Origin of the sequence: Chryseobacterium paludis (assembly GCF_025403485.1) — a bacterium.
Classification (GTDB): Bacteria; Bacteroidota; Bacteroidia; order Flavobacteriales; family Weeksellaceae; genus Chryseobacterium; species Chryseobacterium paludis.
Genome location: NZ_CP099966.1, coordinates 1,467,225 through 1,491,633 on the forward strand (window position 1 = coordinate 1,467,225; position 24,409 = coordinate 1,491,633).

At 33.2% G+C, this 24,409-nt stretch carries 25 protein-coding genes; 1 reads left to right on the forward strand and 24 read right to left on the reverse strand.

Annotated elements, in window-relative coordinates; all coding sequences use genetic code 11:
• Positions 1 to 74 precede the first annotated feature (74 nt).
• From NG806_RS06400 to atpB, 22 genes are all read right to left on the reverse strand, one after another.
• Positions 75 to 821: an electron transfer flavoprotein subunit beta/FixA family protein gene (locus tag NG806_RS06400; RefSeq protein ID WP_214824368.1), complete on the reverse strand. Its 747-nt coding sequence runs from the start codon at positions 819 to 821 to the stop codon at positions 75 to 77.
• A 150-nt stretch (positions 822 to 971) separates the two neighbouring features.
• Positions 972 to 1,679, reverse strand: coding sequence for an SDR family oxidoreductase (locus tag NG806_RS06405; protein WP_214824364.1), 708 nt, complete (start codon positions 1,677 to 1,679; stop codon positions 972 to 974).
• Positions 1,680 to 1,758: 79 nt separating this feature from the next.
• Positions 1,759 to 2,775, reverse strand: coding sequence for a T9SS type A sorting domain-containing protein (locus NG806_RS06410; RefSeq protein ID WP_214824361.1), 1,017 nt, complete (start codon positions 2,773 to 2,775; stop codon positions 1,759 to 1,761).
• A 470-nt stretch (positions 2,776 to 3,245) separates the two neighbouring features.
• Positions 3,246 to 4,118: a T9SS type A sorting domain-containing protein gene (locus NG806_RS06415; RefSeq protein WP_214824359.1), complete on the reverse strand. Its 873-nt coding sequence runs from the start codon at positions 4,116 to 4,118 to the stop codon at positions 3,246 to 3,248.
• 307 nt (positions 4,119 to 4,425) lie between these two features.
• Positions 4,426 to 5,805, reverse strand: coding sequence for a dipeptidase (locus tag NG806_RS06420; protein ID WP_214824356.1), 1,380 nt, complete (start codon positions 5,803 to 5,805; stop codon positions 4,426 to 4,428).
• 168 nt (positions 5,806 to 5,973) lie between these two features.
• Entirely contained in the window at positions 5,974 to 6,255 is a 282-nt protein-coding gene (locus tag NG806_RS06425; protein ID WP_214824353.1) for a hypothetical protein, read from the reverse strand.
• Between the two features lie 55 nt (positions 6,256 to 6,310).
• Entirely contained in the window at positions 6,311 to 7,396 is a 1,086-nt protein-coding gene (locus NG806_RS06430; protein ID WP_261512405.1) for a class I SAM-dependent methyltransferase, read from the reverse strand.
• A gap of 95 nt (positions 7,397 to 7,491) precedes the next feature.
• A complete protein-coding gene (locus tag NG806_RS06435; protein ID WP_261512406.1) occupies positions 7,492 to 7,617 on the reverse strand; it encodes a GxxExxY protein in 126 nt (41 codons plus the stop codon).
• Positions 7,618 to 7,716: 99 nt separating this feature from the next.
• Positions 7,717 to 8,157 (reverse strand): DinB family protein, encoded by a 441-nt coding sequence (locus tag NG806_RS06440; protein WP_261512407.1) that lies wholly within the window; start codon positions 8,155 to 8,157, stop codon positions 7,717 to 7,719.
• Positions 8,157 to 9,320 carry a methylmalonyl-CoA mutase family protein gene (locus tag NG806_RS06445; protein WP_214824348.1) on the reverse strand — a complete coding sequence of 388 codons (1,164 nt, stop codon included), beginning with the start codon at positions 9,318 to 9,320 and terminating at the stop codon, positions 8,157 to 8,159. Before NG806_RS06445 ends, NG806_RS06440 begins: the two co-directional genes overlap by 1 nt.
• 40 nt (positions 9,321 to 9,360) lie before the next feature.
• Positions 9,361 to 9,714 (reverse strand): FtsB family cell division protein, encoded by a 354-nt coding sequence (locus NG806_RS06450; RefSeq protein WP_214824346.1) that lies wholly within the window; start codon positions 9,712 to 9,714, stop codon positions 9,361 to 9,363.
• Between the two features lies 1 nt (position 9,715).
• Entirely contained in the window at positions 9,716 to 10,330 is a 615-nt protein-coding gene (gene udk, locus NG806_RS06455) for a uridine kinase (RefSeq protein WP_072406162.1), read from the reverse strand.
• A 124-nt stretch (positions 10,331 to 10,454) separates the two neighbouring features.
• Positions 10,455 to 12,296, reverse strand: a complete 1,842-nt coding sequence (locus NG806_RS06460) for a T9SS type A sorting domain-containing protein (protein ID WP_261512408.1) — start codon at positions 12,294 to 12,296, stop codon at positions 10,455 to 10,457.
• Positions 12,297 to 12,431: 135 nt separating this feature from the next.
• Complete coding sequence (locus NG806_RS06465; RefSeq protein ID WP_214824335.1) at positions 12,432 to 12,737, reverse strand: ATP-dependent Clp protease adaptor ClpS; 306 nt, start codon at positions 12,735 to 12,737, stop codon at positions 12,432 to 12,434.
• A gap of 11 nt (positions 12,738 to 12,748) precedes the next feature.
• Positions 12,749 to 14,107 (reverse strand): hemolysin family protein, encoded by a 1,359-nt coding sequence (locus NG806_RS06470; RefSeq protein WP_214824333.1) that lies wholly within the window; start codon positions 14,105 to 14,107, stop codon positions 12,749 to 12,751.
• 248 nt (positions 14,108 to 14,355) lie between these two features.
• Entirely contained in the window at positions 14,356 to 15,846 is a 1,491-nt protein-coding gene (locus NG806_RS06475) for a carboxylesterase/lipase family protein (protein ID WP_261512410.1), read from the reverse strand.
• 97 nt (positions 15,847 to 15,943) lie between these two features.
• Positions 15,944 to 16,807, reverse strand: a complete 864-nt coding sequence (gene atpG / locus NG806_RS06480; protein WP_214824328.1) for an ATP synthase F1 subunit gamma — start codon at positions 16,805 to 16,807, stop codon at positions 15,944 to 15,946.
• A gap of 66 nt (positions 16,808 to 16,873) precedes the next feature.
• Positions 16,874 to 18,451 (reverse strand): F0F1 ATP synthase subunit alpha, encoded by a 1,578-nt coding sequence (gene atpA / locus NG806_RS06485; protein WP_214824326.1) that lies wholly within the window; start codon positions 18,449 to 18,451, stop codon positions 16,874 to 16,876.
• Positions 18,452 to 18,469: 18 nt separating this feature from the next.
• Positions 18,470 to 19,009 (reverse strand): ATP synthase F1 subunit delta, encoded by a 540-nt coding sequence (gene atpH, locus NG806_RS06490; protein WP_214824325.1) that lies wholly within the window; start codon positions 19,007 to 19,009, stop codon positions 18,470 to 18,472.
• 2 nt (positions 19,010 to 19,011) lie between these two features.
• Positions 19,012 to 19,506 carry a F0F1 ATP synthase subunit B gene (locus NG806_RS06495; protein WP_214824322.1) on the reverse strand — a complete coding sequence of 165 codons (495 nt, stop codon included), beginning with the start codon at positions 19,504 to 19,506 and terminating at the stop codon, positions 19,012 to 19,014.
• A 103-nt stretch (positions 19,507 to 19,609) separates the two neighbouring features.
• A complete protein-coding gene (locus NG806_RS06500) occupies positions 19,610 to 19,828 on the reverse strand; it encodes an ATP synthase F0 subunit C (RefSeq protein ID WP_007844726.1) in 219 nt (72 codons plus the stop codon).
• Positions 19,829 to 19,875: 47 nt separating this feature from the next.
• Positions 19,876 to 21,003 carry a F0F1 ATP synthase subunit A gene (gene atpB / locus NG806_RS06505; protein WP_214824320.1) on the reverse strand — a complete coding sequence of 376 codons (1,128 nt, stop codon included), beginning with the start codon at positions 21,001 to 21,003 and terminating at the stop codon, positions 19,876 to 19,878.
• Positions 21,004 to 21,463: 460 nt separating this feature from the next.
• On the opposite strand from atpB, the gene ffh reads away from it, so the two are divergent.
• Positions 21,464 to 22,825, forward strand: a complete 1,362-nt coding sequence (ffh, locus tag NG806_RS06510; RefSeq protein WP_214824318.1) for a signal recognition particle protein — start codon at positions 21,464 to 21,466, stop codon at positions 22,823 to 22,825.
• A gap of 57 nt (positions 22,826 to 22,882) precedes the next feature.
• On the opposite strand, the gene NG806_RS06515 is transcribed toward ffh, so the two are convergent.
• Both NG806_RS06515 and NG806_RS06520 read right to left on the reverse strand, forming a co-directional pair.
• Positions 22,883 to 23,539: a porin family protein gene (locus NG806_RS06515; protein WP_214824315.1), complete on the reverse strand. Its 657-nt coding sequence runs from the start codon at positions 23,537 to 23,539 to the stop codon at positions 22,883 to 22,885.
• Between the two features lie 88 nt (positions 23,540 to 23,627).
• Positions 23,628 to 24,284 carry an outer membrane protein gene (locus tag NG806_RS06520; protein WP_214824312.1) on the reverse strand — a complete coding sequence of 219 codons (657 nt, stop codon included), beginning with the start codon at positions 24,282 to 24,284 and terminating at the stop codon, positions 23,628 to 23,630.
• Positions 24,285 to 24,409 lie beyond the last annotated feature (125 nt).

Sequence of the window (24,409 nt, forward strand, 5' to 3'; positions counted from 1 at the left end):
ATTAAAGGATTAAAGAAATGGATTTAGAACAGGATCTTTAAATATCCTTGCTTCTGACATCCAGTTTCTAATTTTTATATCACTTTAGCTTCCTCATGAAGAAGTCTTACCAACTCATCCAAATTATCAGGAGAAACCATTTTCACAGCAGCCCTAGGTGGAACGCTGTCATAAGAAACTCCCTGAACTTTTACTTCTGAAGAAGTAGGCTCAACAACCTGTAAAGGTTTTGTTCTCGCAGACATAATTCCTCTCATATTAGGAATAATAAGATCTTTCTCATCCACTAATCCCTTCTGACCTGCAATTACAGCAGGAAGTTTTACAGAAATAGTTTCTTTACCGCCTTCAATTTCTCTTACAGCAGTTGCCTCACTTCCATTTACATCTAAACCTACAGATGCGTTCACGAAAGGTTGGTTTAATAACTGAGCTACCATTCCTGGAACAGAGCCTCCATTATAGTCAATCGATTCTTTACCACAAAGGATAAGATCATAACCTCCATTTTGAGCAACAGCAGCAATTTCTTTAGCTGTTGAATAACTATCTTTCGGATCAAGATTTACTCTAACTGCATCATTTGCACCAATTGCCAATGCTTTTCTTATTACAGGTTCTGTAGCAATGTCTCCTACATTTATTACTGTAACCGTAGCTCCTTGAGATTCCTGAAGTTTAACCGCCTTTGTCAATGCAAATTCATCTAAAGGATTAATAACCCACTGAATTCCATTTTTGTCGAAAGCAGATTTATCTGCTGTAAAGTTAATTTTGGAAGTAGTATCCGGAACACTACTAATACAAACTAATATTTTCATGTGTACTATTTTATTTTTCTCTTTTTATCGCATAAAAGTTCTGTACCGTTATGCAGAGATTTTGTTTGATTAATTTCTGTAAATATAAATAAAAAATATATTATGCATGCATAATACTTATGATTTTATTATTCAATACATTAAATGTAATTACTTACCTGGTTTTGTTGCCCTAAACTCTATCTTACTAGGCAAAACCCGTGGGTTCATTTTTAAAATATCCAATACCAAATTCCCCATATCTTCGGGTTGGATTTTCCATTCATCCTTTTCAGAAACTACATTTCCATTGAAATTTGTTGCTACAGAACCTGGCATGATCACCGTTGTTTTAATATTGTATTTTCTAAGGTCTATCATAGCAGCTTGTGTAAATCCTACAACTCCAAATTTTGAAGCATTATACCCGGTACCATTTTCAAAAAAATTAGCTCCAGCCAAACTTGAAATTGTGATATAATATCCTTCTGACTTTTTCAACTCTTCTACTGATGCTTTTAATGTGTAAAAAGCACCTGTTAAATTAGTTTCTATCATAGAATTCCATTCCTCAGAAGTTAATTCATCTACAGGTTTAAATATCCCTAATCCAGCGTTAGCAATAACAAAATCCAATTTTCCGAATTTATCTATGGTATATCTGATAGCTTCTTCTTCACTTTCCAAGCTTCTCACATCAGAAACAATTCCTAATACCTGACTGGAATATTTTTGTAATTCTTTTTCCGCTTCCATTACATCTTCCCGTTTTCTTCCTGAGAACGCAATAGATACTCCATTCTCAAGCAAAATTTTAGCTATTCCAAAACCTATACCTTTGGTTCCACCTGTTATATAGGCTACTTTATTCTCGATCATATATTTCACTTTAATTTCTCTAAAATAAAAAAAACGCTTCAATTGAAGCGTTTTATTGAGACTAAGATTTATCAGTAATTTATTTTTTAATGAATTTTTTAGAAAATTGCTCCCCTTTGGTTTCAATAGAAAGGATATACACTCCTGGAAGAAGATTCCTTACATCTATTTTATCACCATTAAGTTTAGCGTTTATGATTCTTCCCGCCGCATTAAAAATTTCAGCTTTAGTAATCTGTGACTTTGATTGTATAGTAATAAAATCAGTTGCAGGATTAGGATAAACTGAAATATCATTTTCTTTCGCAACAGCCTCTTTTGTCGCTAATACTGTCGTATTTTTAGCGGTTAACATATAGTTATCAAAAGAAGTGATGTGAGCCACTGTATTTCCTGAACCAACTACTGAAACAAAATCCATTTCATACGGATCTATGCCTGCAGCAAGCGGTATATAATTTGAAGCAGGGCTATAAACAACACCTCCAGGTCCTGTCCATGTAACCGCTCCTGTGGTTTTATTAAATGTGCACTTTAATGTGATCCATGTATTTGCAGGATAAGTATATGTGTTTGGCTCCAAATAAAAAAGAATATTTCCCATTGCCCCACTATTAGTATTGTGATAGTTTGCTATACCAACAACTCTTTGTGTAGCAAATTCATATCCAGCTCCAAGCAGCGTTTTATGGGTTGTCTCATCATAAACTAAAACAGTTGCTCTACCCACGCCACCTGTCACACTTCCAGTGTATAAATTAAATTCCAGTTCAAGGATATTATTTCCTGGTGTTCTTGCAGCCCACGCAGCAGGTAGTCCATCTTTCCACATATACTTTGTTCCTGTTGCGGTCGAACTTCCCGTAAGCTGCAAAGATTTGTCATGAGAAGCATCGATATTTACAATTTGTGCATCTGAATTTTGACCTCCTGCAAAATCTGTACGAAACCCACCTTGCCCCAAAGTAGTCGGGGTCACGGTTGTACCGACATTTCCTATATTATAGGAATTAAAATTATCTTCTTGTAAAGATTGGGCATTTAATGTCTGTAATAAAACAAATAAAAATGCATTAATTAGTAAAATTTTTTTCATAAGATTTTTTTTAATTTGATATTATTATTGAAACTATTTATAATTAGCTTCTATTGATAAGACAACAAAAGTTAAAAAAGGTTGCCTGTAAATAAAAAAATAAACAAAATGTCTCCTATCAATGAATTTAAAAAACATAATCATTTATTAAGATGCATTTTTGACAAGTTATTTGTTTAATTTTCTGAAATTCTTTAATTCTATGATTAGCAAAATTGATCGTTACAAAGCTATTTTGGTATTAAGAGATTACCAATACTTAAAAACAAGTAATTATTTATACCTGATATTAGGTATTTTCAGTATTACAAGTTTTAAGTAGATTACAAATTAGTCTTATAATAAAAGTATTATTTACATCAAAATCTATAAAACTGTAAACATTCACACTTGTCTAATTGAATGTATATACAAAAAAAGCGCTCCAATTGGAGCGCTGTATGTTTATGTAAATTAAGATTTACCTGTAATTATTCTTTAATAATTTTTTGAATATATACTTTTCCATCATTAGCTTTAACTTTTAAAATATAGTTTCCTTTTGGATAGCTTGATACATTCACTTCGTTCACATTTTTGTTATTTCCGATAGAAGTAACTACTCTACCATTCATATCAAAAATATCTATTCCTTCAGATTTCAAATTGTTTCCAAATTTAAATTTCAGGACATCTTTAACTGGATTTGGATAAACCTGTAGATCTTTAGAATTAATTACCTCTGTAACTCCTAAAGTATTTTGTCCTGTAACTGTAATAACCCATCTTGCTGAACCAAAAGCCGCCAAGGCACCTGTTCCGGTTGCAATAGGTGTATCAATACCACAAGCCTCTGAAGACAAATATGAAGGTGCTGTTTGCGCACTTGCATTAGTTCCTAAATAAAAAGACTGTGGTGGGGTAGTACCACTACCATCATGAAATAGTTCTACTATAAATGTACCTCCTGCAGGAACAATTTGCGAAAGACCAGTTCCAGTGTTTACCATTCCTAACACGTTAGCTGGTGTTACATTAACCGTTGTTGTTCCAAGAAAAGTAGGAGTTCCTGTTGGAAATGTACCAACTAAAGTATAAAGATTGACCTCCACAGGAAGAGTTGTACTAGCAGTTTGAACTCCAAACGCTACATTAGTAATATTATAGTTATAGTTAATCCCATAATCGGATAATTTAAAAACTCTATAATATGAATTATCTGAAGTAAAGCCTCCAGCTTGATTTCCGCAGGCAACAGAACCAGTTGATACTACTGTATTCTGTGTTGCGTTTTGTGATATTACTTGTGCAAAGGTTGTACCTGCAAATATTACAACCGCTAAAGATGTAAAGATTTTTCTCATGATATTATTTTTTAGTTATTTTTGTAAAGATATTTTTTTTTCTTGATTAAAAAAAATTTTAATTTAAAAAATATATAATCAAAAATAATCAGTCATATAAACAATAAAATAAACAACACAATACACTATTAAGTGAAAAATAAGTATTTTTATATTATTTTTTATAATTAATAAAATAAACCATTAAGTATTTTTTATTTAAAATATAACCATCAAAAAAGAGAATGCCCATTACAGGCATTCTCTTTTTCGATTTTAAGCTTAGTGGTTAATTACTTTAACAATAATTATCTTTCACAAATAGCTTTTATTTTGAATAGTTTTCGAAGAATAATGGAATACTTTCAATTCCTTTATAGAAATTGAATAAGCCATAATGTTCATTGGGAGAATGGATAGCATCGGAATCCAGACCAAAGCCCATTAAAACAGATTTCGCACCTAATACTTTTTCAAACATAGAGGTGATAGGAATACTTCCGCCTCCTCTGTAAGGTAATACTTCTTTTCCAAATGCTGTTTCCATTGCTTGTTTTGCAGCTGCAAATTCTTTGGTATCAGTTGGCAAAACATAAGGCATCCCTCCATGATGTGGAGTAACTTTCACTCTAACAGTATCAGGAGCAATTTTCTCGAAATATTTTGTAAATTTTTCTGTGATCTCTTCCGGAGTTTGATAAGGAACCAAACGCATTGAAATCTTTGCAAAAGCTTTTGAAGGAATAACTGTTTTTGCTCCTTCTCCTGTGTAACCTCCCCAAATCCCATTACAGTCTAAAGTAGGACGGATAGAAGTTCTCTCCAAGGTTGTATATCCTTTTTCTCCTTCTACATTGCCAAGACCAATTGCTTTTTTAAACTCTTCTGGATTATCTTTCAATTTATTCATTTCAGCTCTTTCTTCATCTGAAACTACATCCACATTATCGTAAAAACCATCAATCGTAATATGTCCATCTTCATCGATCAATTTTGCAATCATCCTTGAAAGAACATGAATAGGGTTTGGAACAGCTCCTCCATAAAGGCCAGAATGTAAATCTCTGTTCGGCCCTTCCACTTCTACTTCTACATAACTTAAACCTCTTAAACCTGTAGTAACAGTAGGTTGTTCGTTGCTATAAATATGGGTGTCAGAAATTAAAATGCAATCGCAAGCTAATTTCTCTTTGTTTTCATTTACAAAATCTCCCAAGCTTACAGATCCAACTTCTTCTTCTCCTTCTAAAATAAACTTAACATTACAAGGAAGAGAATTGGTTTTCATCATTGCTTCAAAAGCTTTCAGGTGCATGAAAAATTGACCTTTATCATCTGCAGAACCTCTTGCAAAAATTGCCCCATCAGGATGAAGTTCAGTTTTTTCAATATAGGGTTCGAAAGGTGGTTTTTTCCACAGTTCTAATGGATCAGCAGGTTGAACATCATAATGTCCATAAACCAATACCGTTGGCAGGCTTTTATCTAAAATTTTCTCACCAAAAACAATAGGATAGCCTTTTGTCTGGCATACTTCAACATTATCAGCGCCAGCATTCTTAAGATGTGTTGCACATACCTCTGCACATTTCAATACGTCACCTTTGTAAGCAGGATCTGCAGAAATAGAAGGAATTCTCAATAACTCAAATAACTCATCTACGAAACGCTGTTTGTTTTCGTTGATGTAATTTAATGTCTCTTGCATTGTAAAAATTTGTTTTGTTAAAATTAGAAAAAATGGTCCGCAGGAGCAAGCAAAAACAGAGAATTTTCCCACAGACTGATATTTATTGGAAATTTAGAAACCATTACTATTTTAAAACAAAAAATGCCCTGCAATTTTGCAAGACATTTTTATATTTTCTACTAATAATTAGTGTTCAGCTTTAGCTTTCTCAGCTTCTACAGGCTTTGCAGTGGTAGCGCTATCTTTTTTTGGAGCCTCAGCATCCTGTTTTTCAGTAACACCAGCTTCTTTGTGCTCTGCAGCAGCTTCATGCCCCTTACCATGAGCTTCTCCACCTCCTTGCGCATCATCAGAATATCTTTCTGCTCCTTCTTCCAGTTTTAAGGTATTCTTATTCCCTCCAGCTTGTATTTTCTTACAGCTTACTGCTACACTTGCAATGGCTAAACATATAATTAATTTTCTCATGCTTAAATTTTAGATTGCCCAAAATTAAGAAATCTTGCCTCTTTTGGCAACATTTTTATATTGATTTTAAAATAATTTTTCCTTTTTTGGATTGGGTAAAAATAAGATATTGCTCACCACCATCCTTTAAACCATATTTCTTCTTAATTTCATCTGGCTTCAGAGGATAGTTCTTAGAAATAATATTAAATTGCTCTTTCTTTTTAATCTTCTTACTATCAATAACTTCCATCTCTAAAACTCTCCCAGGAAAATTACTGATCATTTTATCGGAAGTGTAAATATGGGTATTGGGATGAAGTTTCTCCAAATTAAATTTTTCTGAAATTAAATTAAAGATTCCACATTTTAATATTGAATTATTGGGTAAATAAATAAATCTTTCAGGCTCAGTATATTCAGAGTGAGCATTTTCTTCTTCACCAAATTGAAATGTAAAAGGTGATTCATTAACCTCCAGGTTCACACAATGGCAAATAATATTTCCTGAATTTTTATTTGACAAAGATATAACAACCTCCTTTACATCATTTCTGACAGCAATAATATCAATTCTTGAAATTTGCTTTACTACAGATATCAGATACTTCAAATCAATTAATGGTGATAGTTTTATAATAACTTCATTTGAGATAGATAGTAAATGATCCTGAATTTCTAAAATATCGGGAGACAAGTCTTCTAAAAGAAAAACTTTATTCTTGTTGCTATCCCTTCTTGCGGGATCTAAATATATAACATCAAAAAAATCTTTATTTTCACTTAAAAAATCTTCCAGATTTGTGTTGATGAATTTTGCTTTTTTTCCTAAAACAGTCCAATTATGTTCAACAATCTTTAAGAGCTCTGTATTCTGTTCTATTAAGGTAACATCTTTAAAATTTTGGGATAGGTAATAAGCATCTATTCCAAAGCCACTTGTAAGATCAATAAACTTATTCCCATGTAAAGATTCTGATTTATAAAGGGCTGTTTTTTCTGAAGATGCTTGCTCTAAATTAAGCTGTGGTGGAAAAACAATTTCATTGTGCAGTAAAAAGGGGAATTTTTTCAATGCCACTTGTTTTCCTTTTATTTGCTGAACAATTTCCTGCATCGTCACTTCAGGAAATGGAGATTTTTTCAATAATAAAGAATGCAAATCTGAATTTGTATTTGCATTAATGAATTCTTGAACCTTTTGGTCTAGTATTTTGTTTCCCACAGATTTCACAAATATCACAGATTAAAAAACCATTAATCAATAGTTCCATTTATTTTTCTAATTATACTTTTAGCAATAAAGTCTGTATTAAAATTAATTAATATGCCCAACTTAAAACCAGTTAATTTAAAATAAGTTAATAATTGTTTGTGATGCACTTTTCATTTTCATTCATTTGTGTAGTTTTATTTGAAGTAATTTACAAATCAGTGTGATTTGTGAAATCTGTGGGAACAAAAATTTACTCCAATAAATATTTATCTTTTGTAAAAGATATAATCCGTTAATAATGGCTCAACCCCACTTTGCTTTAATAAAGAGTTGATCTGACCTCTATGATAAGTTGAATGATTAATAGCATGAAAAAGCATCTCAAACACACTATTTTCAAATTTGGTGCCTCTTGAATTTTGATAACCTATTCTGTTATCTAAATTAAAATTTTGAACAATCTGAATACTTTTTAAAAAATTCTGATGGTTGATTTCTTCCAGATCTTCAAGTGGATTTATCTGCCAAACCCCAAACGGTTGTTCTCCCAATATTCTTGCATTCCAGATTTGTTGAGCGTCAAGCGTATGGTTTATCAATGCAATGGTTTTTTCATCAATTTTCGAGATTTCTTCTTTAATAAGTTTTATAATTTCTCGATTATAATGATGAGTATATTCAAATAAATCAATTAACTTTTCATTCATTACTCAAACATTTCTGCCCAACGGACCGGTTTTATTTCTTTCTCGTTGTAAAGCTCTTTAATTGACCTTTTAACTTCTAGTTTTGGATAAAGATTCACTCCGATCAGCTTTATTTTACCTTCTTCAACCCATTTTTGTTCTTCAATGGCTTGATCATAGATCTTCTTCTGTACAATTCCTTGTTTAATTAATTCCAAATACCCTCCTGCATCTTCTATTTCCAGGAATAAGTCCCATGATTTATCTGCAATCTGTTGAGTTAGATCCTCAACATAATAACTACCATTAGAAGCGTCTTCAAATACATTAATTATACTTTCATAAGCTAATACAATCTGCTGCTTGAAAGAGATCTCTTGTGAGTTTTCAGAGCTTTTTTCAATCTTATAATCGTTACTATAAACAGCATCAGCCCCACCTATCATAGCAGCTGCAAGCTCTAATGTGGAACGGATAAGGTTATTTTCACTATCTGAAAACGCTTTATTTCTCAGAGAAGTTTCTGCAAAAATATATGGAATCAGATCTAAATTATATTCTTTTGAAAGTTGATTAAAAATCAATTTGAAAGCTCTTATTTTGGCCATTTCAAAGAAGTAATTGCTTCCAACTGCTATCCTGAAAATTAGTTTGTTTAAAATTTCAGTTCCAAAGACTTCAACAAGTTCTTTAGATTTTGCCAGACCAATACCTAACTGCTGAAAGATCGCAGCTCCTGAATTTTGATGAAGAGAAATATCTACGCAAATATTCCTTCTAAAGTCTTTAGCAAGTAATTCTTTGACAAGTTGTTCATTAATTATCCCTTCTTTTTCATCGAACACATCGATTAATGAGAAATACTGATCTTCATCTTTTGGACTGATATGTTCGGCAAGGTCTTTATTATTAACAAAAATTGTTTTTTGCTCAAGGTTTTCTACATTCTGATCCAAAAGGAAAGCAAAAACGTCATCTTCTAAACTTTCATGGTAATTAGATACTAAATGTGTACTTTCTTCAACTTTTGGCAGATTTACTAAAGGTTTTTGTACTGCACTATAAAAAGGCTTTACAACAATTCCTTCTAAATTTTCTTTTTTCAGAATGGTATAAATATCTTCTGTTTTAAGTTGCTTTTTTACTAAATTTTCCCAGTCGGGAAATGTATTTATATTTGACATTTAGTTGAAAGTTATGAGTTAAGAGAATAATTTATGAATCCTATTTTTTAGGAATATTTGTACTGTCTACCACCAGAATAAAGATCTCTTCATCTGGTTTTTTCATAAAATAATTTTCTCTTGCGTATTTTTCTTTTTCAGATTTATTGTTCATCAGTTTTTTATAAAACGTATCGTTCTTTTCATACTCGGTTTTATAATACTGTAATTGTTCCTGGTATTTATTAATCTCACCATTAAGTTCATTAATTACCAAGAACGAAGTTTTATCAAAAAAAACCATCCAAACCAAAAATAAACAGATAGTGATAAAATACCTGTTTACAATGTATTTTTGAAGAAGCTTTAATACTTCTGATTTTGGTTGTATGTCTTTAATTAATTTATTTGCCATTTTAGTGTTTTCTCAACGAGTTTTTTATAACAGTAGTTAAAAAATCAATCGCTACGGAATTTTGTTTCATATTAGGGATAATAAGATCGGCTTCATTTTTTGAAGGCTCGATAAATTCCTGATGCATTGGTTTCAAAGTGGTTTGATAGCGATGTAAAACTTCACTTAAATCTCTTCCTCTTTCCTGAGTATCTCTTCTAATCCTCCTAATTAGTCTTTCATCTGAATCTGCATGAACAAAAACTTTCAAATCAAATTCTTTCAATAACTCCTTATTAGTAAGTACCAAAATTCCCTCCACAACCAAAACATTTTTAGGTTCTACAGTAACATGATCTCCGGTTCTGGAATGAGTAACAAAGCTGTAAATCGGCTGTTCAATAGGTTCATTATTTTTTAAAGCTTTTACATGTTTTAACATCAGTTCAAAATCTATTGACTTCGGGTGGTCATAATTTAAAGCTTCCCTTTCAGTCAGTGTAAGATTATGGTTATCATGATAATAATTATCCTGAGAAAGGATGTTCATTCCTTCGATATCAAGCTGTTGGAGTATTTTATCAACAACTGTAGTTTTGCCGGATCCTGTTCCTCCTGCAATTCCTATTACAAGCATTCTTTTTGAGTTTCTATATAGTTGGGTACAAATATACTATTTTAGTTGAATGCAAGTAAAGTAATGCCTCTGTAATTCTTGAATAAAAAAAAGCCGGCATAAAATGCCGGCTTTCATTAGAGTTTTATTTTTTGATAAATTTAGTAGATAAATTTATGCCTTTCATATTCAATAAGTAGTCACCTGTTTGAAGATTAGAAACATCAACTTTATTTTTACCGTTTCCAATGGTGGTTTCTAAAACTTTTCGGCCTTCCATGTTGTAGATCTCCACTTTTTCTTCTTTAGTTATTTTTAAAGAAATGTTCAATACATCATGTACCGGATTGGGATAAACAGCAATAATTTCTTTTTTAGAAACATCATCAACACTCAGCTGACAGCTGTAAGCTGGTAAAACATATCCTGCAGCAGTAAATTCCTGTGTCATAATAGCAATATCCCCACAAGTGAATCCAAATTGCCCAAGCATATCAATCGCCGCCTGTCTCACTGCAATTGCTGCCTGTTGCTGATTAGTGCTCGATCCTGTCATAGATATTCCCTCCAAAAATGCCCGGTCAGTTTTCGCTCTTCCTATTTGATCATAAATCCTCATAAGAGCAGAAGCCCATATTTGTCCTCTGATGTGAATAGCTCCACTCCCTGGATATAAAGCTGTATAGTTTGTAATTCTTCCTGCCCAGCATTCATTATGTCCATCCCAGCTGAACATCCAATTATATTGTGGAGCAGATGAAGGCCATTGATTAAGGCTTCTGCTATACGACTGAGCCCAATAGTCTCCACATCCCTCGCTCAATCCCTGAACCTGAGACAAATTTCCATTCGTTAACCAATCATGTACTCCATGACCTAACTCATGTAAAATAACATCGGCATCTTCAGCATCATCTACACAGCCTTCGCCAAAAACCAATCTGCCATTACTGTAATAAGAATTATCATCACCATCCACTCCGTGTGGGTCATACCACAATATCCCTTCGTTAGTTAATGGTTTACATACGATATTCAAGGTTTCATTAATGTATCTTAAGCTATTATCTATATGCCAGTAAGCGTTTACCGCCTCAAAACCCTGTTCATTTCTGTTAAACAGGAATTGATTTGTTGCTTGAGTAAACAGCCCTGTTGCCGGTGTTTCTAATTCTTTAATTTCTGCATAAGAACCTTTTAATTTATACACTCCCCCAGCAAAATCTACTTCGGGAATGGTAACCAGAGTTCTTGCAGCATCCAAACTAGCATTAGTTGCATCATCATTATCTATATACTGTCCCCCATAAGTAACCTGCATTTTAGAGAGAGGATCAGGATTGAAAATATAACCCGAGCCGGGTACAAAAGCTTTTTTTGTATTTATTTCTTTATTTGTGCTTTTTTTTCTGGGCTTTTTGATTTCATTTTTATCATGATGATAAAGTGCAATATCCTCTACACTGATTATGTTACCATTTTGTGCATCTACTATTGTTTCCCAGCTTCCGGGATTATCATGAGAATTTGTAAGTACTCTGTAGACAAGTTTTGTTTCACCACTTTTTGTGGCATAAACAAACAGTTTAGTTTCTTCAAAAGTAACTTTCCCTTTTGTTTTTGAAACAGTATGGGCTTTTTGAAGCGCTTCAGAGGCTTTAAGCGAAGGAACTGTATTTACTTCTTCAATATTCTTTTTTAAATTTTCAGTGGAGGTATAAGTGATTTTACCTTCCTTATTGAAGTGTACCAGGATCTCAGATTGAAAAACAGGTACATCTTTCACATATTGTTGAAAGCGCAATGTTTCTCCAGAGGTTCCTTTTTTCACAAAGTTTAGAGTCAGTTGACTACTTTGAATTCCTAGATTCCTAGAATTTTCACTAATCCATTTTTTCGCAGGTGCTTCAAAAGAAGATTCTTGGGCTAATAGGCTGGAAGATGCCAGTACACACCCAAGGAGTAAAGAATTAATTTTTAATCTCATATAATATTTTTTAAGTTGTTTTACTAAAATAGCAAAGATTATTGAGATAAGACCTTCTATTTTAAAATATCTTAATAAAATATTAAATAATTGTAAATAGATCAAAAAAAGCCCCGACATCATGTCAGGGCTATATTATACTATTTCACTTGTTAATTCTCTTGAAATTAATTTTTCGTGCATCGGCTTCAAAACTTCCATTGAGCCTGTTTTTACTGTACATTTACCTTTATAATGTATTAATATGGTACATTGTTCAGCTTGCTCTAAGGTATGTTTGCAGATTTCCACCAAACTATCAATTACATAATCAAAAGTATGAATGTCATCATTGTGTAAAATTAATTTGTAAACATCATCCGTTTCTTCCAACACAAGAACTTCTTCTTCATACTGACGTTTTGGATTTTCGTAATCCCTTATTCCGTTATAAAAAATCATTTTAGAATTATTTAAACTTCTCCTAATCTATCTGCGATATCATTTAAAATATTTGGTCCTTCATAAACCAATTCAACAAGCTCAACGCTCTTATTATTCATTTTTAAGATCTTAAAATGATAATTCTCAAGGTCAAATTCCTGATTTTCAACTGGAATATCTTCCAAAGCATGAAGGATAAAACCTGCTAATGTATTGTATTCACTTTCTTCTGAAGGCGCTAATTTCTTAGGTAAAAATTCATTAATTTCTTCTAAAGGCTGCGTAGCCTGTACCCAATAAATATTGTCTCCAATTTTATCCACCACCTTATCTTCATCATCCTCTTCATCCTGAATCTCACCCACTAATTCTTCAAGTATATCTTCTAGTGTGATAATACCTTCGGTACCACCAAATTCGTCAATCACAATAGCTAAATGTTGCTTTTTCTGTTGGAAAATCTTTAGTAGATCAGAGATCTTTTTACTTCCAACCACAAAGAATGCATCTCGCATCAAGATTTTTAAATCATCATGATTCAGTTCTCCCTTTCTCTTAACAAATTCCCGGATAATCTCTTTTGTATAAAGAATACCTATTACATTATCAATAGAGTCTATATATACAGGAATTCTGGAATAACCACTATCCATAATTTTGTTAATAATATCACTGATATCTTCTTCAAAATCAATTGATGTAATATTTTGCCTCGGAACCATGATTTGTTTCGCAGAATGATCTGTAAAATCAAACGCATTTTTAATGATCTCATAGTTCTCCTCTTCAATTTCTCCACTATCTGCACTTTGTTTTACCAAAAGCTGAAGCTCTTCAGTGGAGTGAATCTCCTGTTCTGAAGCAGGGTGAATTTTCATTAATCTTAAAACCCCATTAGACATGGAATTCATTAACCAAATAAAAGGTTTAAAGATGGTATAGAAAACCCTTAAAGGAACAGCAGTTGCCATTGTCGTAGCCTCTGATTTCCTTATAGCAATTGACTTTGGAATAAGCTCTCCAAAAACAATATGCATAATCGTAATGATAACAAAACTGATTATTAACGATATTGAAGTAACAGAAGCTGGGCTCAATTCAAAATTAATTGATATAAAAAGATTTTCGATAACATGATGCAATGCGCTTTCTCCCACCCAACCAAGGGCAAGTGAAGCCAATGTAATTCCTAATTGTGTTGCAGATAAATATTCATCAAGATGTTTTATGATGTGCTCTGCCTGTTTAGCCATAGAATCACCTTCTGCAGCTTTTATCTGAATTTGCGAGTAACGAACTTTAACAATTGAAAATTCTGCGGCTACGAAAAAGCCATTAAGTAATACAAGAAACAAGGCTAACAAAAGCCTGACTATGTCCGAGTCCATTTAGAAAATTATATAAAATTAATTTTTACAAAGATATATAAAATAAAAGTAACAAAAAAAGCATCAATATACTCGATGCTTTAATATTCTGTTAAAAATATTTCTTACGAATTTTCAGATCTCTGCTTCAGAAATACTACTTAGATATTTTTACAAAAAAAAGTAAAAGTAAAATATCCTTCTAAATTTCATATAGATACTTACGAGCTTTAAAAATAACTTAAGCCATTTATTCTGGAAATTATTGTCTAATTATTTTCCCAAGCCTTACGTACTTCAGCTTCTATATCATTTTCTACTACAACTTCTTTGTCAAAAACTAAAGATGCCCGTGTTTTCTTGTTATAAAGAGGCCAATTATTTATCTCACTTTTGTTTGGATTGCCCGTGTGAGCAAAGTTGAGCCAAGCTTGTTGCATTGTCTGCGAAAGATTTTGTATTTCCTTTTCATCCGAACCTTTCAGCGTTTCTACCACATCGTCTGATTGAAGATTACCAAATGCAAACGGAATTTCTAATGAATGAAAACTACAAAGTCCTGATGTTCTTAAATAATCGCTTGCCCACCTAAAACGGTACATAAAAACAGGATTGCTATCCAACATTGCTGTTGCAATAGTAACAGCAGGCATCCAAATGCTTGCATCACCTCCCATTTTAATGGGTCTTAAATCTGCCGGGATTTCTCTATAAGCTTCTTTAATTTCAGAAGCTGTATTGGGATAATTTTGCTCCAAATAAATATTTATCAGTGTATCATTAACCGGCATAATTTTAGGCACAGGCAACAAAGCAAACATAGTCCCTTCATCTTCATTTGAGCCAACTATTAAAGGTACCTGACTTCCCAAACCTTCCACGACAGACTGCTCTGGACGAAGAGGTAGCATATCATCACCAACTATGGGTTGAAATACGATATTACCCGGAACAAGTTCTGTCATTTCTTCTATGAGTTGTGTAGATGCTTTTAATAAAGTATCAACTGGTATATGAATCAGTTTAGTAAGCTCTGATGGACCGAGTCCTAAGATTTTTAAAAAACGGATTGTCCATTGGGTAGCCGTTTTGGTATCTGTGTAAATACAAGATGAACAAGGACTCTGGGCAATGGCCTTATGAAATAACCCTTTTGACAAAGGTGATCCTAGCTGATTAACAACACTCGCTCCCCCTGCTGATTCGCCAAAAATGGTAATATTTTCAGGATCTCCACCAAAAGCAGCAATATTTTCTTTTACCCACTCAAGTGCTGCTAACTGATCCCGTAAACCATTATTAGAGTCAAAGAGATCATTATCTACTAAATCTTTAGTGTACAAAAAGCCAAATGGACCTAATCTATAATTAATGGTTACTACAACTACATTTCCTGTTTTCGCAAAACTAGCGCCATTATAAGCTGGTGTAGAACCTGAGCCTGTTACAAAAGCTCCCCCGTGTATCCAAAAAAGTACGGGCCGTTTGCTATTATCAGCGGCAGGCGACCAAATGTTAAGGAAAAGACAATCTTCACTGGTCTGCTCTTTGAGTGCTTCGGGGCTAATTTGTGGTGCAATTGCACTAAATGCAGTTGTATCTTTTATTCCGCTCCAACTTTGCGGTGGTTTTGGAGCCTTAAATCTTAATTGATTAATAGGCGCTTGGGCGTAAGGTATTCCTTTCCATACAGCAATACCATTTTCTACTGCACCATGTACTTTACCATACTGAGTAGAAACTAATGTAGGGATATTCATATTTGTGTTTTATATCGTCGCGAATATATACATAATACAAATAACAAAAAAAAGCATCGATAAAATCGATGCTTTTTTTTGTTATTTTAATAATTTTTTAAGAATTTTTCAAAGCTTCTGCTCCGGAAACGATTTCCAAGATCTCGTTTGTAATAGCAGCCTGTCTTGCTTTGTTATAGAAGATTACTAAATCATTCTTTAAAGATTGAGCATTATCTGTTGCTTTATGCATTGCAGTCATTCTCGCTCCATGTTCAGATGCTACTGAATCTAAAACAGCTTTGAAAACCTGTGTTTTAATTGACTTTGGAATCAAATTATCCAAAATCTCATTTTTATTAGGTTCAAAAATATAATCTGTTTCTACCTGAGGTTCTGTAGTTTCGGGCATCAAAATCGGAAGAAGCTGTTCTTTAGTAACTTCCTGAGTTGCAGCATTAACAAATTTATTATAAATTAAATAAACTTCGTCAAACTTCCCTTCCTTGAAACTATTCATTACTCCTTCAGTAAGGTTGGAAACAGCATCAAAGTTCAAATTATCAAAAACAGCGCTTTCATTTGAATATACAGTACGGCTTCTTCTTACAGCATCATATGCTTTTTTACCAATTGTAAGAACTTCGATCTCATATTGAGCGTTATTCTGAAACTGAATATTAAGCTCTTTTACAATAGATGAGTTAAAAGCTCCCGCAAGACCTCTATTTGAAGTAACAGCAATAAAAAGAACTCTTTTAACTTCTCTTTTCTGAGCATAAATAGAAACCTGATCAGGATCTGAACTAGAATTTACATTCTGGATGATTTCTTGTAATTTTTCAGAATAAGGTCTTAACATTACGATTGCATCTTGCGCTTTTTTAAGTTTCGCTGCAGAAACCATTTTCATAGCACGTGTAATCTGCATCGTAGATGAAATTGAACTGATTCTTCCTCGTATTTCTTTTAAGTTTGCCATTTTATGTTTTCAATGTATAAAGTTTAAGGTTCAAAGACTTGCTTCAAACCTTAAACATTGAATTTTTTAATTATATTTTGAAGCTAAATCGTTAGCAGCTTGCTTAAGAACGTCTGTAATTTCATTATCGATTTTCCCAGCTTTAATAGCAGCCATAGTTTCAGGGTGCTTAGATCTTAGGAAAGCGATATATTCAATTTGGAATTCTTTTACTTTTCTGATAGGAACGTTTCTCAACAAGTTCTCAGTACCTGCATATATCATAGCTACCTGGCTATCTACAGGAAGTGGAGAGTTAACTGGTTGCTTAAGAAGTTCCACGTTTCTTTCTCCTTTAGAGATTACTGCTAAAGTAGAAGCATCAAGGTCAGAACCGAATTTAGCAAATGCTTCAAGTTCTTTATATTGAGCCTGGTCAAGTTTTAATGTACCAGAAACTTTTTTCATTGATTTGATCTGTGCATTACCTCCTACTCTCGATACAGAGATACCTACGTTAATTGCAGGACGAACTCCGGAGTTGAATAAATCAGATTCCAAGAAGATCTGTCCATCTGTAATCGAAATTACGTTAGTAGGAATATATGCAGAAACGTCACCAGCTTGAGTTTCAATAATTGGAAGTGCAGTTAATGAACCACCACCTTTTACTAAAGGTCTTAAAGACTCAGGTAAGTCATTCATTTGGCTTGCGATAGTATCATCAGCAATTACTTTTGCAGCTCTTTCCAATAATCTTGAGTGAAGATAGAAAACGTCTCCAGGGTAAGCTTCACGTCCCGGTGGTCTTCTTAATAGTAGAGAAAGCTCACGGTAAGCAACAGCTTGTTTAGATAAATCATCATAAACAATAAGAGCTGGTCTACCAGTGTCTCTGAAGAACTCTCCGATAGAAGCACCTGCCATAGCAGAATACACCTGCATTGGAACCGGATCTGATGCATTAGCTGCAACAATAACCGTATACTCTAAAGCTCCTTTATCAGAAAGCGTTTTAACGATTTGAGCTACTGTAGAAGCTTTCTGTCCGATTGCAACATATATACAATATACAGGCTTTCCTGCATCAAAAAATTCTTTTTGATTGATGATCGTATCAATAGCAACAGTAGTTTTACCTGTTTGTCTGTCACCAATGATAAGCTCTCTTTGTCCTCTTCCTACAGGAATCATAGAGTCGATAGCAACGATACCTGTCTGTAACGGTTCAGTTACCGGTTGTCTAAAGATAACTCCAGGAGCTTTTCTTTCCAATGGCATTTCATATAAATCCCCAGTAATAGGACCTTTACCATCGATAGGGTTACCAAGAGTATCTACTACTCTTCCTAACATTCCTTCTCCTACTTTAATAGAAGAAATTCTTTTTGTTCTTCTTACTGTATCTCCTTCTCTAACTAATTTACTTTCTCCCAAAAGAGCAACACCTACGTTGTCTTCTTCAAGGTTAAGTACAATACCTTCTACATCACTAGAAAATTTAACCAACTCTCCGTATTGTACGTTTTCTAACCCGTATACACGAGCAATTCCATCACCGATGGTTAAAACTGTACCTACTTCCTCAACGTTTGATTGAGTATCGAAGTTGGCCAATTGCTGTTTTAAGATCGCAGATACTTCTGCCGGATTTATTTCTGCCATTGTATGGTTGTTTTTATCTTAATTTAATTGAAAATCTTTTTTAACCTGATTCAGTTTGTTTTTCACAGATGCATCGATCTGCTGGTCTCCCACTCTTAAAATATAACCTCCTAAAATTTTAGGATTCACATTTACTTTCAAATCGAAATTTGAAGTATTACTAACCAAATTGGTAGATTTCAAAATTTGATCTATATTCTCTTTTGAAAGCTCAGTAGCCGTAGTAAGCGTTATTCTTAATACACCATTGATATCTTCCACTTTGTTGATAAATTCCTGAGCGATATTCTTAAGTTGATTTTCACGTCCTTGTTTAATAACCAATCTGATTAAATTCTGAGAAGAAAGTGATAAACCTTTAAAAATCTCATTTGCTACTTCTGTTTTCTTTTTAGCATCAATGTAAGGGGTAAGGAAGAATTTGTTTAAATCCACGGATTCAGACATTAACTTCACTACATCTTTCATTTCAGAAAACACAGTAGCTGTCTGTCCGGATTCATTTGTGAAATCCAGCAAACCTTGTGCATATCTTTTAGCTACTTTAGATGTAAGCATTATTAGTTAAGATTAGATTTGTTTAAATAATTTTGAACCAACTCGTTTTGAGCTTCGTTGTTGTCTAGTTTTTGTTTAAGGATAGACTCAGCGATATTTACAGATAAAGCACCAATTTGAGTTTTGATATCTGCCATAGCAGCATTTTTCTCAGTTTCAATAGTCTGTTTAGCCGCTGCGATCAATTTATCGCCTTCAGATTTAGCAACATCTTTAGCTTCTCCTACAATTCTATCTTTAATTTCTCTTGCTTCTTTAAGGATAGCATCTCTTTCAATTTTAGCTTCACGAATGATTCTTTCGTTATCAGCTTTAAGATCTTCCATTTCTTTTTTAGCCAATTTAGCTTGATTTAATGCATCAACAATAGAAGTTTCTCTGTCGTTTACTGCATTAACAATTGGTTTCCAAGCGAATTTTGCTAAAAGAAACAACAGGATAACAAAAGTAAGCGTCATCCAAAACAAAAGTCCAATTCCAGGTTCAATAATTCCCATATCTGTAAATTCTTTTTTTAATGTGATAATTTTATGGATATCTTTTTAAAATTCTTAGCAGCAGCCAACCGCTTCACTGCTAAGAATATTTCTTTGAGGATAATTACTTGATGAAAGCACCAAAGATGATCGCGATAAGACCAGCACCTTCAATAAGACCAGCAGCAATAAGCATTGCTCCTTGAATCTTACCAGCTTGTTCTGGTTGTCTAGCGATAGCATCCATTGCGTGACCTCCGATTTTACCAATACCAAGACCTACTCCTAATACTGCTAAACCAATTCCTACGTAAATTAATCCTGCTCCAGTTGATAAATCCATAATAAATAAATATTTAGTTAAAAATTATTTTAAAATTAAAAGCTCTTTTAGTGAGCGTGTTCTTCATGTCCATGCTCGTGTTCGTGCTCTGCAACAGCGATACCAATAAACAATGCTGACAATACTGTGAATATATAAGCTTGTAACGCAGCAACTAATAGTTCCAATACAGAAACGAATAATGCTAATGGTACAGATGCAAATCCTAAGAATGGAGATTTAAAAATAAAGATCAAAGATATAATCGCTAAGATCATAATGTGACCTGCAGTAATGTTAGCAAAAAGTCGCATCATTAAAGCGAAAGGCTTTGTAAAGATCCCGATGATTTCAATTGGAACCATAATTGGGTACAATAATAGAGGAACTGGTGGCATAAAAATATGCTTCCAATAGTCTTTATTAGCACTGAACAAAGTAATTAATAAAGTAATAACAGCTAAAACTGCAGTAATTGCGATGTTACCTGTAAGGTTCGATCCACCTGGAAAGAATGGAACTAATCCAAAAAGGTTATTAAACCAGATAAAGAAAAATGCGGTTAATAGGTAAGGCATATATCTTTTATATTTCACTGATCCAATATTTGGTATCGCTACTTCATCTCTGATAAATACGATTACAGGCTCCATTATTTTCCCAAAACCTTTTGGAAGCTGAGATTTTTTATAATTTCTCGCCATGCTGATAAATACAACCAACATAAAGATCACTGACAAGAACATTGATGCGGCATTCTTTGTAATTGACAGATCGAAATAAACATCGCTTGATTTTTGTTTTCCACTTATTAAAGCAAACAAAGTTGCTTTTTGAATTCCTTTAGTAGAAACAACCTGTCCTTCTTCTAATGTATACCCATCGTGTTCATGACCATGAGCAATATTGCTTGAAAGGAAAGTATGCCATCCTTCATTATCCTTAATAATTATTGGCAATGGAACAGAAACATGATGCTCTTCTCCATTATCATCTTTGGTAGTCCATAAATGCCATTCGTTAGAATCACCAATGTGTTCCATGATCATTTTGGTAGCATTAAAGCCCTTTTCTGCTTCTGTATGCTCTACTTTTTCAGCTGCCTTCTCACCTTCAGATTCATGTTGTGCATTAGCTAAACCACTAATAAACACAAATAAAAATGCGAAAAATAATGAAGAAATTTTTCTGTTCATATCTCTTTTTTAATCGTGTGCAAATATATCGATTTTATTAAACTTTACCAATATTAAAAATTGATTTTTATCATCAAAAAAGTCAAGATTTGTTAATCAGTTTTATTATAGATAAATATATAAGGAAAGAAGCGATGATAAAGCAAATCACAATAAACAAAAAATCGGCTTTTGTTTTATCAATTATTAGTAAAGAAATAATAAGCCATACAACATCTTTGGAAAGGTTAACCACAAGAAATTTCATTCCTGCATCCGGTTTACCATACAAATATCTTTTAAACAGTATGTAGACTATACTGTTAAGGACTATTATTAAAAGTACAATAATGAGGCTATTCCAAATATTCATTTTGCAAAAATATAATTATAATTTATTAAGCAAAATAAATCTCTGTCCTCTATATAATATATATTATTAAAAATTCCTTATTTTTGCAGACTATAATTTACAATCAATATGTTTAATAGTTTACAGGATAAATTAGACAAAGCGCTTCATAATCTTTCCGGACGTGGAAAAATTACAGAAATCAATGTCGCGGAAACCGTAAAAGAAATTCGTAGAGCATTGGTAGATGCCGATGTTAATTATAAAGTAGCAAAAGATCTTACTAAAAGAGTTCAGGATAAAGCTTTAGGAGAGAATGTTCTTACTTCTCTTACCCCGGGGCAGTTGATGACTAAAATTGTTCATGACGAATTAGTCGACTTGATGGGTGGATCTCAGGAAGGCATTAATCTTTCTGGGAAACCTTCAGTAATTCTTATTGCGGGTCTTCAGGGTTCTGGTAAAACTACGTTTTCCGGGAAACTAGCTAATTATTTAAATACTAAAAAGAATAAAAAACCTTTATTGGTAGCATGTGACGTTTATCGTCCGGCTGCGATCGATCAGCTTAAAGTTTTAGGGGGTCAGATCGGAGTTCCTGTTTTCACAGAAGAAGGTTCTACAAACCCTTCTACAATTGCTGAAAATGCGATCAATTTTGCAAAAGCAAACGGCCACGATGTTGTAATCGTGGATACAGCAGGACGTTTGGCTATTGATGAGCAGATGATGAATGAGATCAAGTCTGTTCATTATTTCATCAAGCCTCAGGAAACATTATTTGTTGTTGACTCCATGACCGGTCAGGATGCCGTAAATACAGCAAAAGCATTTAATGAGGCTCTGAATTTTGATGGTGTTGTCCTTACCAAATTAGATGGTGATACAAGAGGGGGTGCTGCTTTAACGATCCGTTCTGTGGTTGAAAAACCAATCAAATTTATTTCTACAGGAGAGAAAATGGAGGCTTTAGATCTTTTCTACCCGGAAAGGATGGCTGACAGAATCTTAGGAATGGGAGATGTTGTTTCCCTAGTTGAAAGAGCTCAGGAGCAATTTGATGAAGAAGAAGCTAAAAAACTTCATAAAAAAATTGCTAAAAATGAATTTGGTTTTGATGACTTCTTGAAGCAAATTAACCAGATCAAGAAGATGGGTAATATGAAAGATTTAATGGGGATGATTCCAGGAGTTGGAAAGGCAATTAAAGATGTTGAGATCAGCGACGATGCATTCAAACATATTGAGGCGATCATCTACTCTATGACTCCGGATGAAAGAAGAAGACCTTCTATTATTAATACACAGAGAAAACAAAGAATTGCCAGAGGTGCGGGAAGAAAGATTGAGGATGTAAACCAATTGATGAAGCAATTTGATCAAATGGGTAAAATGATGAAGATGATGCAAGGCCCTCAAGGAAAGCAGATGATGCAGATGATGAGCAAAATGCCAAACATGCCGGGAATGGGTGGTATGATGGGGAAATAGTGAATATAAAAATAATAAGACATAAAAAAACTCTCAGAAATTCTGAGAGTTTTTATTTTATTTGAATTTATATCCCAATCCGATCTGGAAGAAATTCATCTTCAATTTTTCATCCTGTACAGGATTTTTGATCATATTTGTTAGTCCGAAACTATAACGTGCATCTACAAATAATCCTTTGTATACATTGTAATCAGCACCGAAGAAAAGTCCAAAATCTGTAGATTTTAAATTATCATTGAAAGCTCTTTCAAGATATTCTTCACCCTCGTTGATTCCCTGAGGGTTGGCCATTGCTCCACTTACTTTAATTTTTGCCGTCGTATTGGTTTTAAAACTCACATAAGGACCTGCATAAATTCCTAATTCCGGAGTTGCATAATATCTTGCTGATACAGGAATTACAATTCTATTAAAATTTAAATTTTCAGTTACTGTAACCCCACCAGGCAGTGACACTTTTGCCTTTCCTCCTAAATTTGCATATTGTACTTCTCCCTGAACAGCAAATTTATTATTAAATTTATGCTCAACTAAAGCTCCAATATAAAATCCAGATTTTGATTTTAAGCCTCCTTCAATCTCCTCAAATTCAATATCATTGTCATTAGAATTTAATTTTGATAAAGCATAACCAGCTTTTACTCCAAATTTAGTCTGCGCATTCATACTCGCAAAAAAAGCCAATGCTGATGCTAATAAGATTTTTTTCATGTTCGATTGATTTTAAAATTTTAGTTTTATTTATAACAAAAAGACCTAAGCAAGCTTAAGTCTTTTTATATTTAATGTACTTTGTTAATTACTTAGCAAAAACATATTTAACTCCGAAAGTTACAGAAGATAAGTTCAATCCGAAGTTATAGTTGTTAGTAGCATCACCGTCTTTTGGCTTATAATTGCTGTAACCAAACTCTCCGATTGTAGCTTCGATAGACCAGTTTTTGTTTAAGAAATAATCTAAACCTGGCTTCACAGTAACACCAATTTTAGTGTATTTAGCTTCAGTAGAAGTTGAGTTTGTAACTGTAGTAGAACCTGAAGTAGTTACTGAATTGTTTTCAGTTTCAGTTTTCCCAAACTGCATTGGTACTGCTAATTGTCCGAAAATATATAATTTATCAGATAAAGTCCAATATTTTCTTACGAAAGGAGCAACAACAAAAGCTGGTTTTTTAACAATGCTTTCAGTTACATTTACAGCACCTGGCAATGCTAAAGTCGTTGTTTGAGTAGTTTTTTCAGTCTGGTATCCAACTCCAACTCCAACTGCTAAGTTTGTTCCAACAAAATATCCAACTGTAGGTAATACATTGAAGTTTTCTTTTTTGTAGTTACCATTGTCGCTTTCTTCTTGAGAATAACCAACAGATCCTGATAAATATGCAGTTCCTTTTGCAATCTGAGCATTAGATAAACCGAAAAGTGCAATAGCACTCGCTAATAATAATTTTTTCATTTTAAAAAATTTTAATACTTTCTTAGAGCAAATTTACAGCGGGGTACCTTAATATTAAAATTTGTTAATATGATTAATATCACTCACAAAAATCAATGCTTTATAATAATAAAATGCAGCTGAGA

Excerpts from the sequence above, each read along its gene's own strand:
- NG806_RS06400 (WP_214824368.1), bottom strand. The coding sequence starts at position 821 with ATGAAAATATTAGTTTGTATTAGTAGTGTTCCGGATACTACTTCCAAA.
- NG806_RS06405 (WP_214824364.1), bottom strand. The coding sequence starts at position 1,679 with ATGATCGAGAATAAAGTAGCCTATATAACAGGTGGAACCAAAGGTATA.
- NG806_RS06410 (WP_214824361.1), bottom strand. The coding sequence starts at position 2,775 with ATGAAAAAAATTTTACTAATTAATGCATTTTTATTTGTTTTATTACAG.
- NG806_RS06415 (WP_214824359.1), bottom strand. The coding sequence starts at position 4,118 with ATGAGAAAAATCTTTACATCTTTAGCGGTTGTAATATTTGCAGGTACA.
- NG806_RS06420 (WP_214824356.1), bottom strand. The coding sequence starts at position 5,805 with ATGCAAGAGACATTAAATTACATCAACGAAAACAAACAGCGTTTCGTA.
- NG806_RS06425 (WP_214824353.1), bottom strand. The coding sequence starts at position 6,255 with ATGAGAAAATTAATTATATGTTTAGCCATTGCAAGTGTAGCAGTAAGC.
- NG806_RS06440 (WP_261512407.1), bottom strand. The coding sequence starts at position 8,157 with ATGAATGAAAAGTTAATTGATTTATTTGAATATACTCATCATTATAAT.
- NG806_RS06445 (WP_214824348.1), bottom strand. The coding sequence starts at position 9,320 with ATGTCAAATATAAATACATTTCCCGACTGGGAAAATTTAGTAAAAAAG.
- NG806_RS06450 (WP_214824346.1), bottom strand. The coding sequence starts at position 9,714 with ATGGCAAATAAATTAATTAAAGACATACAACCAAAATCAGAAGTATTA.
- udk (WP_072406162.1), bottom strand. The coding sequence starts at position 10,330 with ATGCTTGTAATAGGAATTGCAGGAGGAACAGGATCCGGCAAAACTACA.
- NG806_RS06460 (WP_261512408.1), bottom strand. The coding sequence starts at position 12,296 with ATGAGATTAAAAATTAATTCTTTACTCCTTGGGTGTGTACTGGCATCT.
- NG806_RS06465 (WP_214824335.1), bottom strand. The coding sequence starts at position 12,737 with ATGATTTTTTATAACGGAATAAGGGATTACGAAAATCCAAAACGTCAG.
- NG806_RS06470 (WP_214824333.1), bottom strand. The coding sequence starts at position 14,107 with ATGGACTCGGACATAGTCAGGCTTTTGTTAGCCTTGTTTCTTGTATTA.
- NG806_RS06475 (WP_261512410.1), bottom strand. The coding sequence starts at position 15,846 with ATGAATATCCCTACATTAGTTTCTACTCAGTATGGTAAAGTACATGGT.
- atpG (WP_214824328.1), bottom strand. The coding sequence starts at position 16,807 with ATGGCAAACTTAAAAGAAATACGAGGAAGAATCAGTTCAATTTCATCT.
- atpA (WP_214824326.1), bottom strand. The coding sequence starts at position 18,451 with ATGGCAGAAATAAATCCGGCAGAAGTATCTGCGATCTTAAAACAGCAA.
- atpH (WP_214824325.1), bottom strand. The coding sequence starts at position 19,009 with ATGCTTACATCTAAAGTAGCTAAAAGATATGCACAAGGTTTGCTGGAT.
- NG806_RS06495 (WP_214824322.1), bottom strand. The coding sequence starts at position 19,506 with ATGGGAATTATTGAACCTGGAATTGGACTTTTGTTTTGGATGACGCTT.
- NG806_RS06500 (WP_007844726.1), bottom strand. The coding sequence starts at position 19,828 with ATGGATTTATCAACTGGAGCAGGATTAATTTACGTAGGAATTGGTTTA.
- atpB (WP_214824320.1), bottom strand. The coding sequence starts at position 21,003 with ATGAACAGAAAAATTTCTTCATTATTTTTCGCATTTTTATTTGTGTTT.
- ffh (WP_214824318.1), top strand. The coding sequence starts at position 21,464 with ATGTTTAATAGTTTACAGGATAAATTAGACAAAGCGCTTCATAATCTT.
- NG806_RS06515 (WP_214824315.1), bottom strand. The coding sequence starts at position 23,539 with ATGAAAAAAATCTTATTAGCATCAGCATTGGCTTTTTTTGCGAGTATG.
- NG806_RS06520 (WP_214824312.1), bottom strand. The coding sequence starts at position 24,284 with ATGAAAAAATTATTATTAGCGAGTGCTATTGCACTTTTCGGTTTATCT.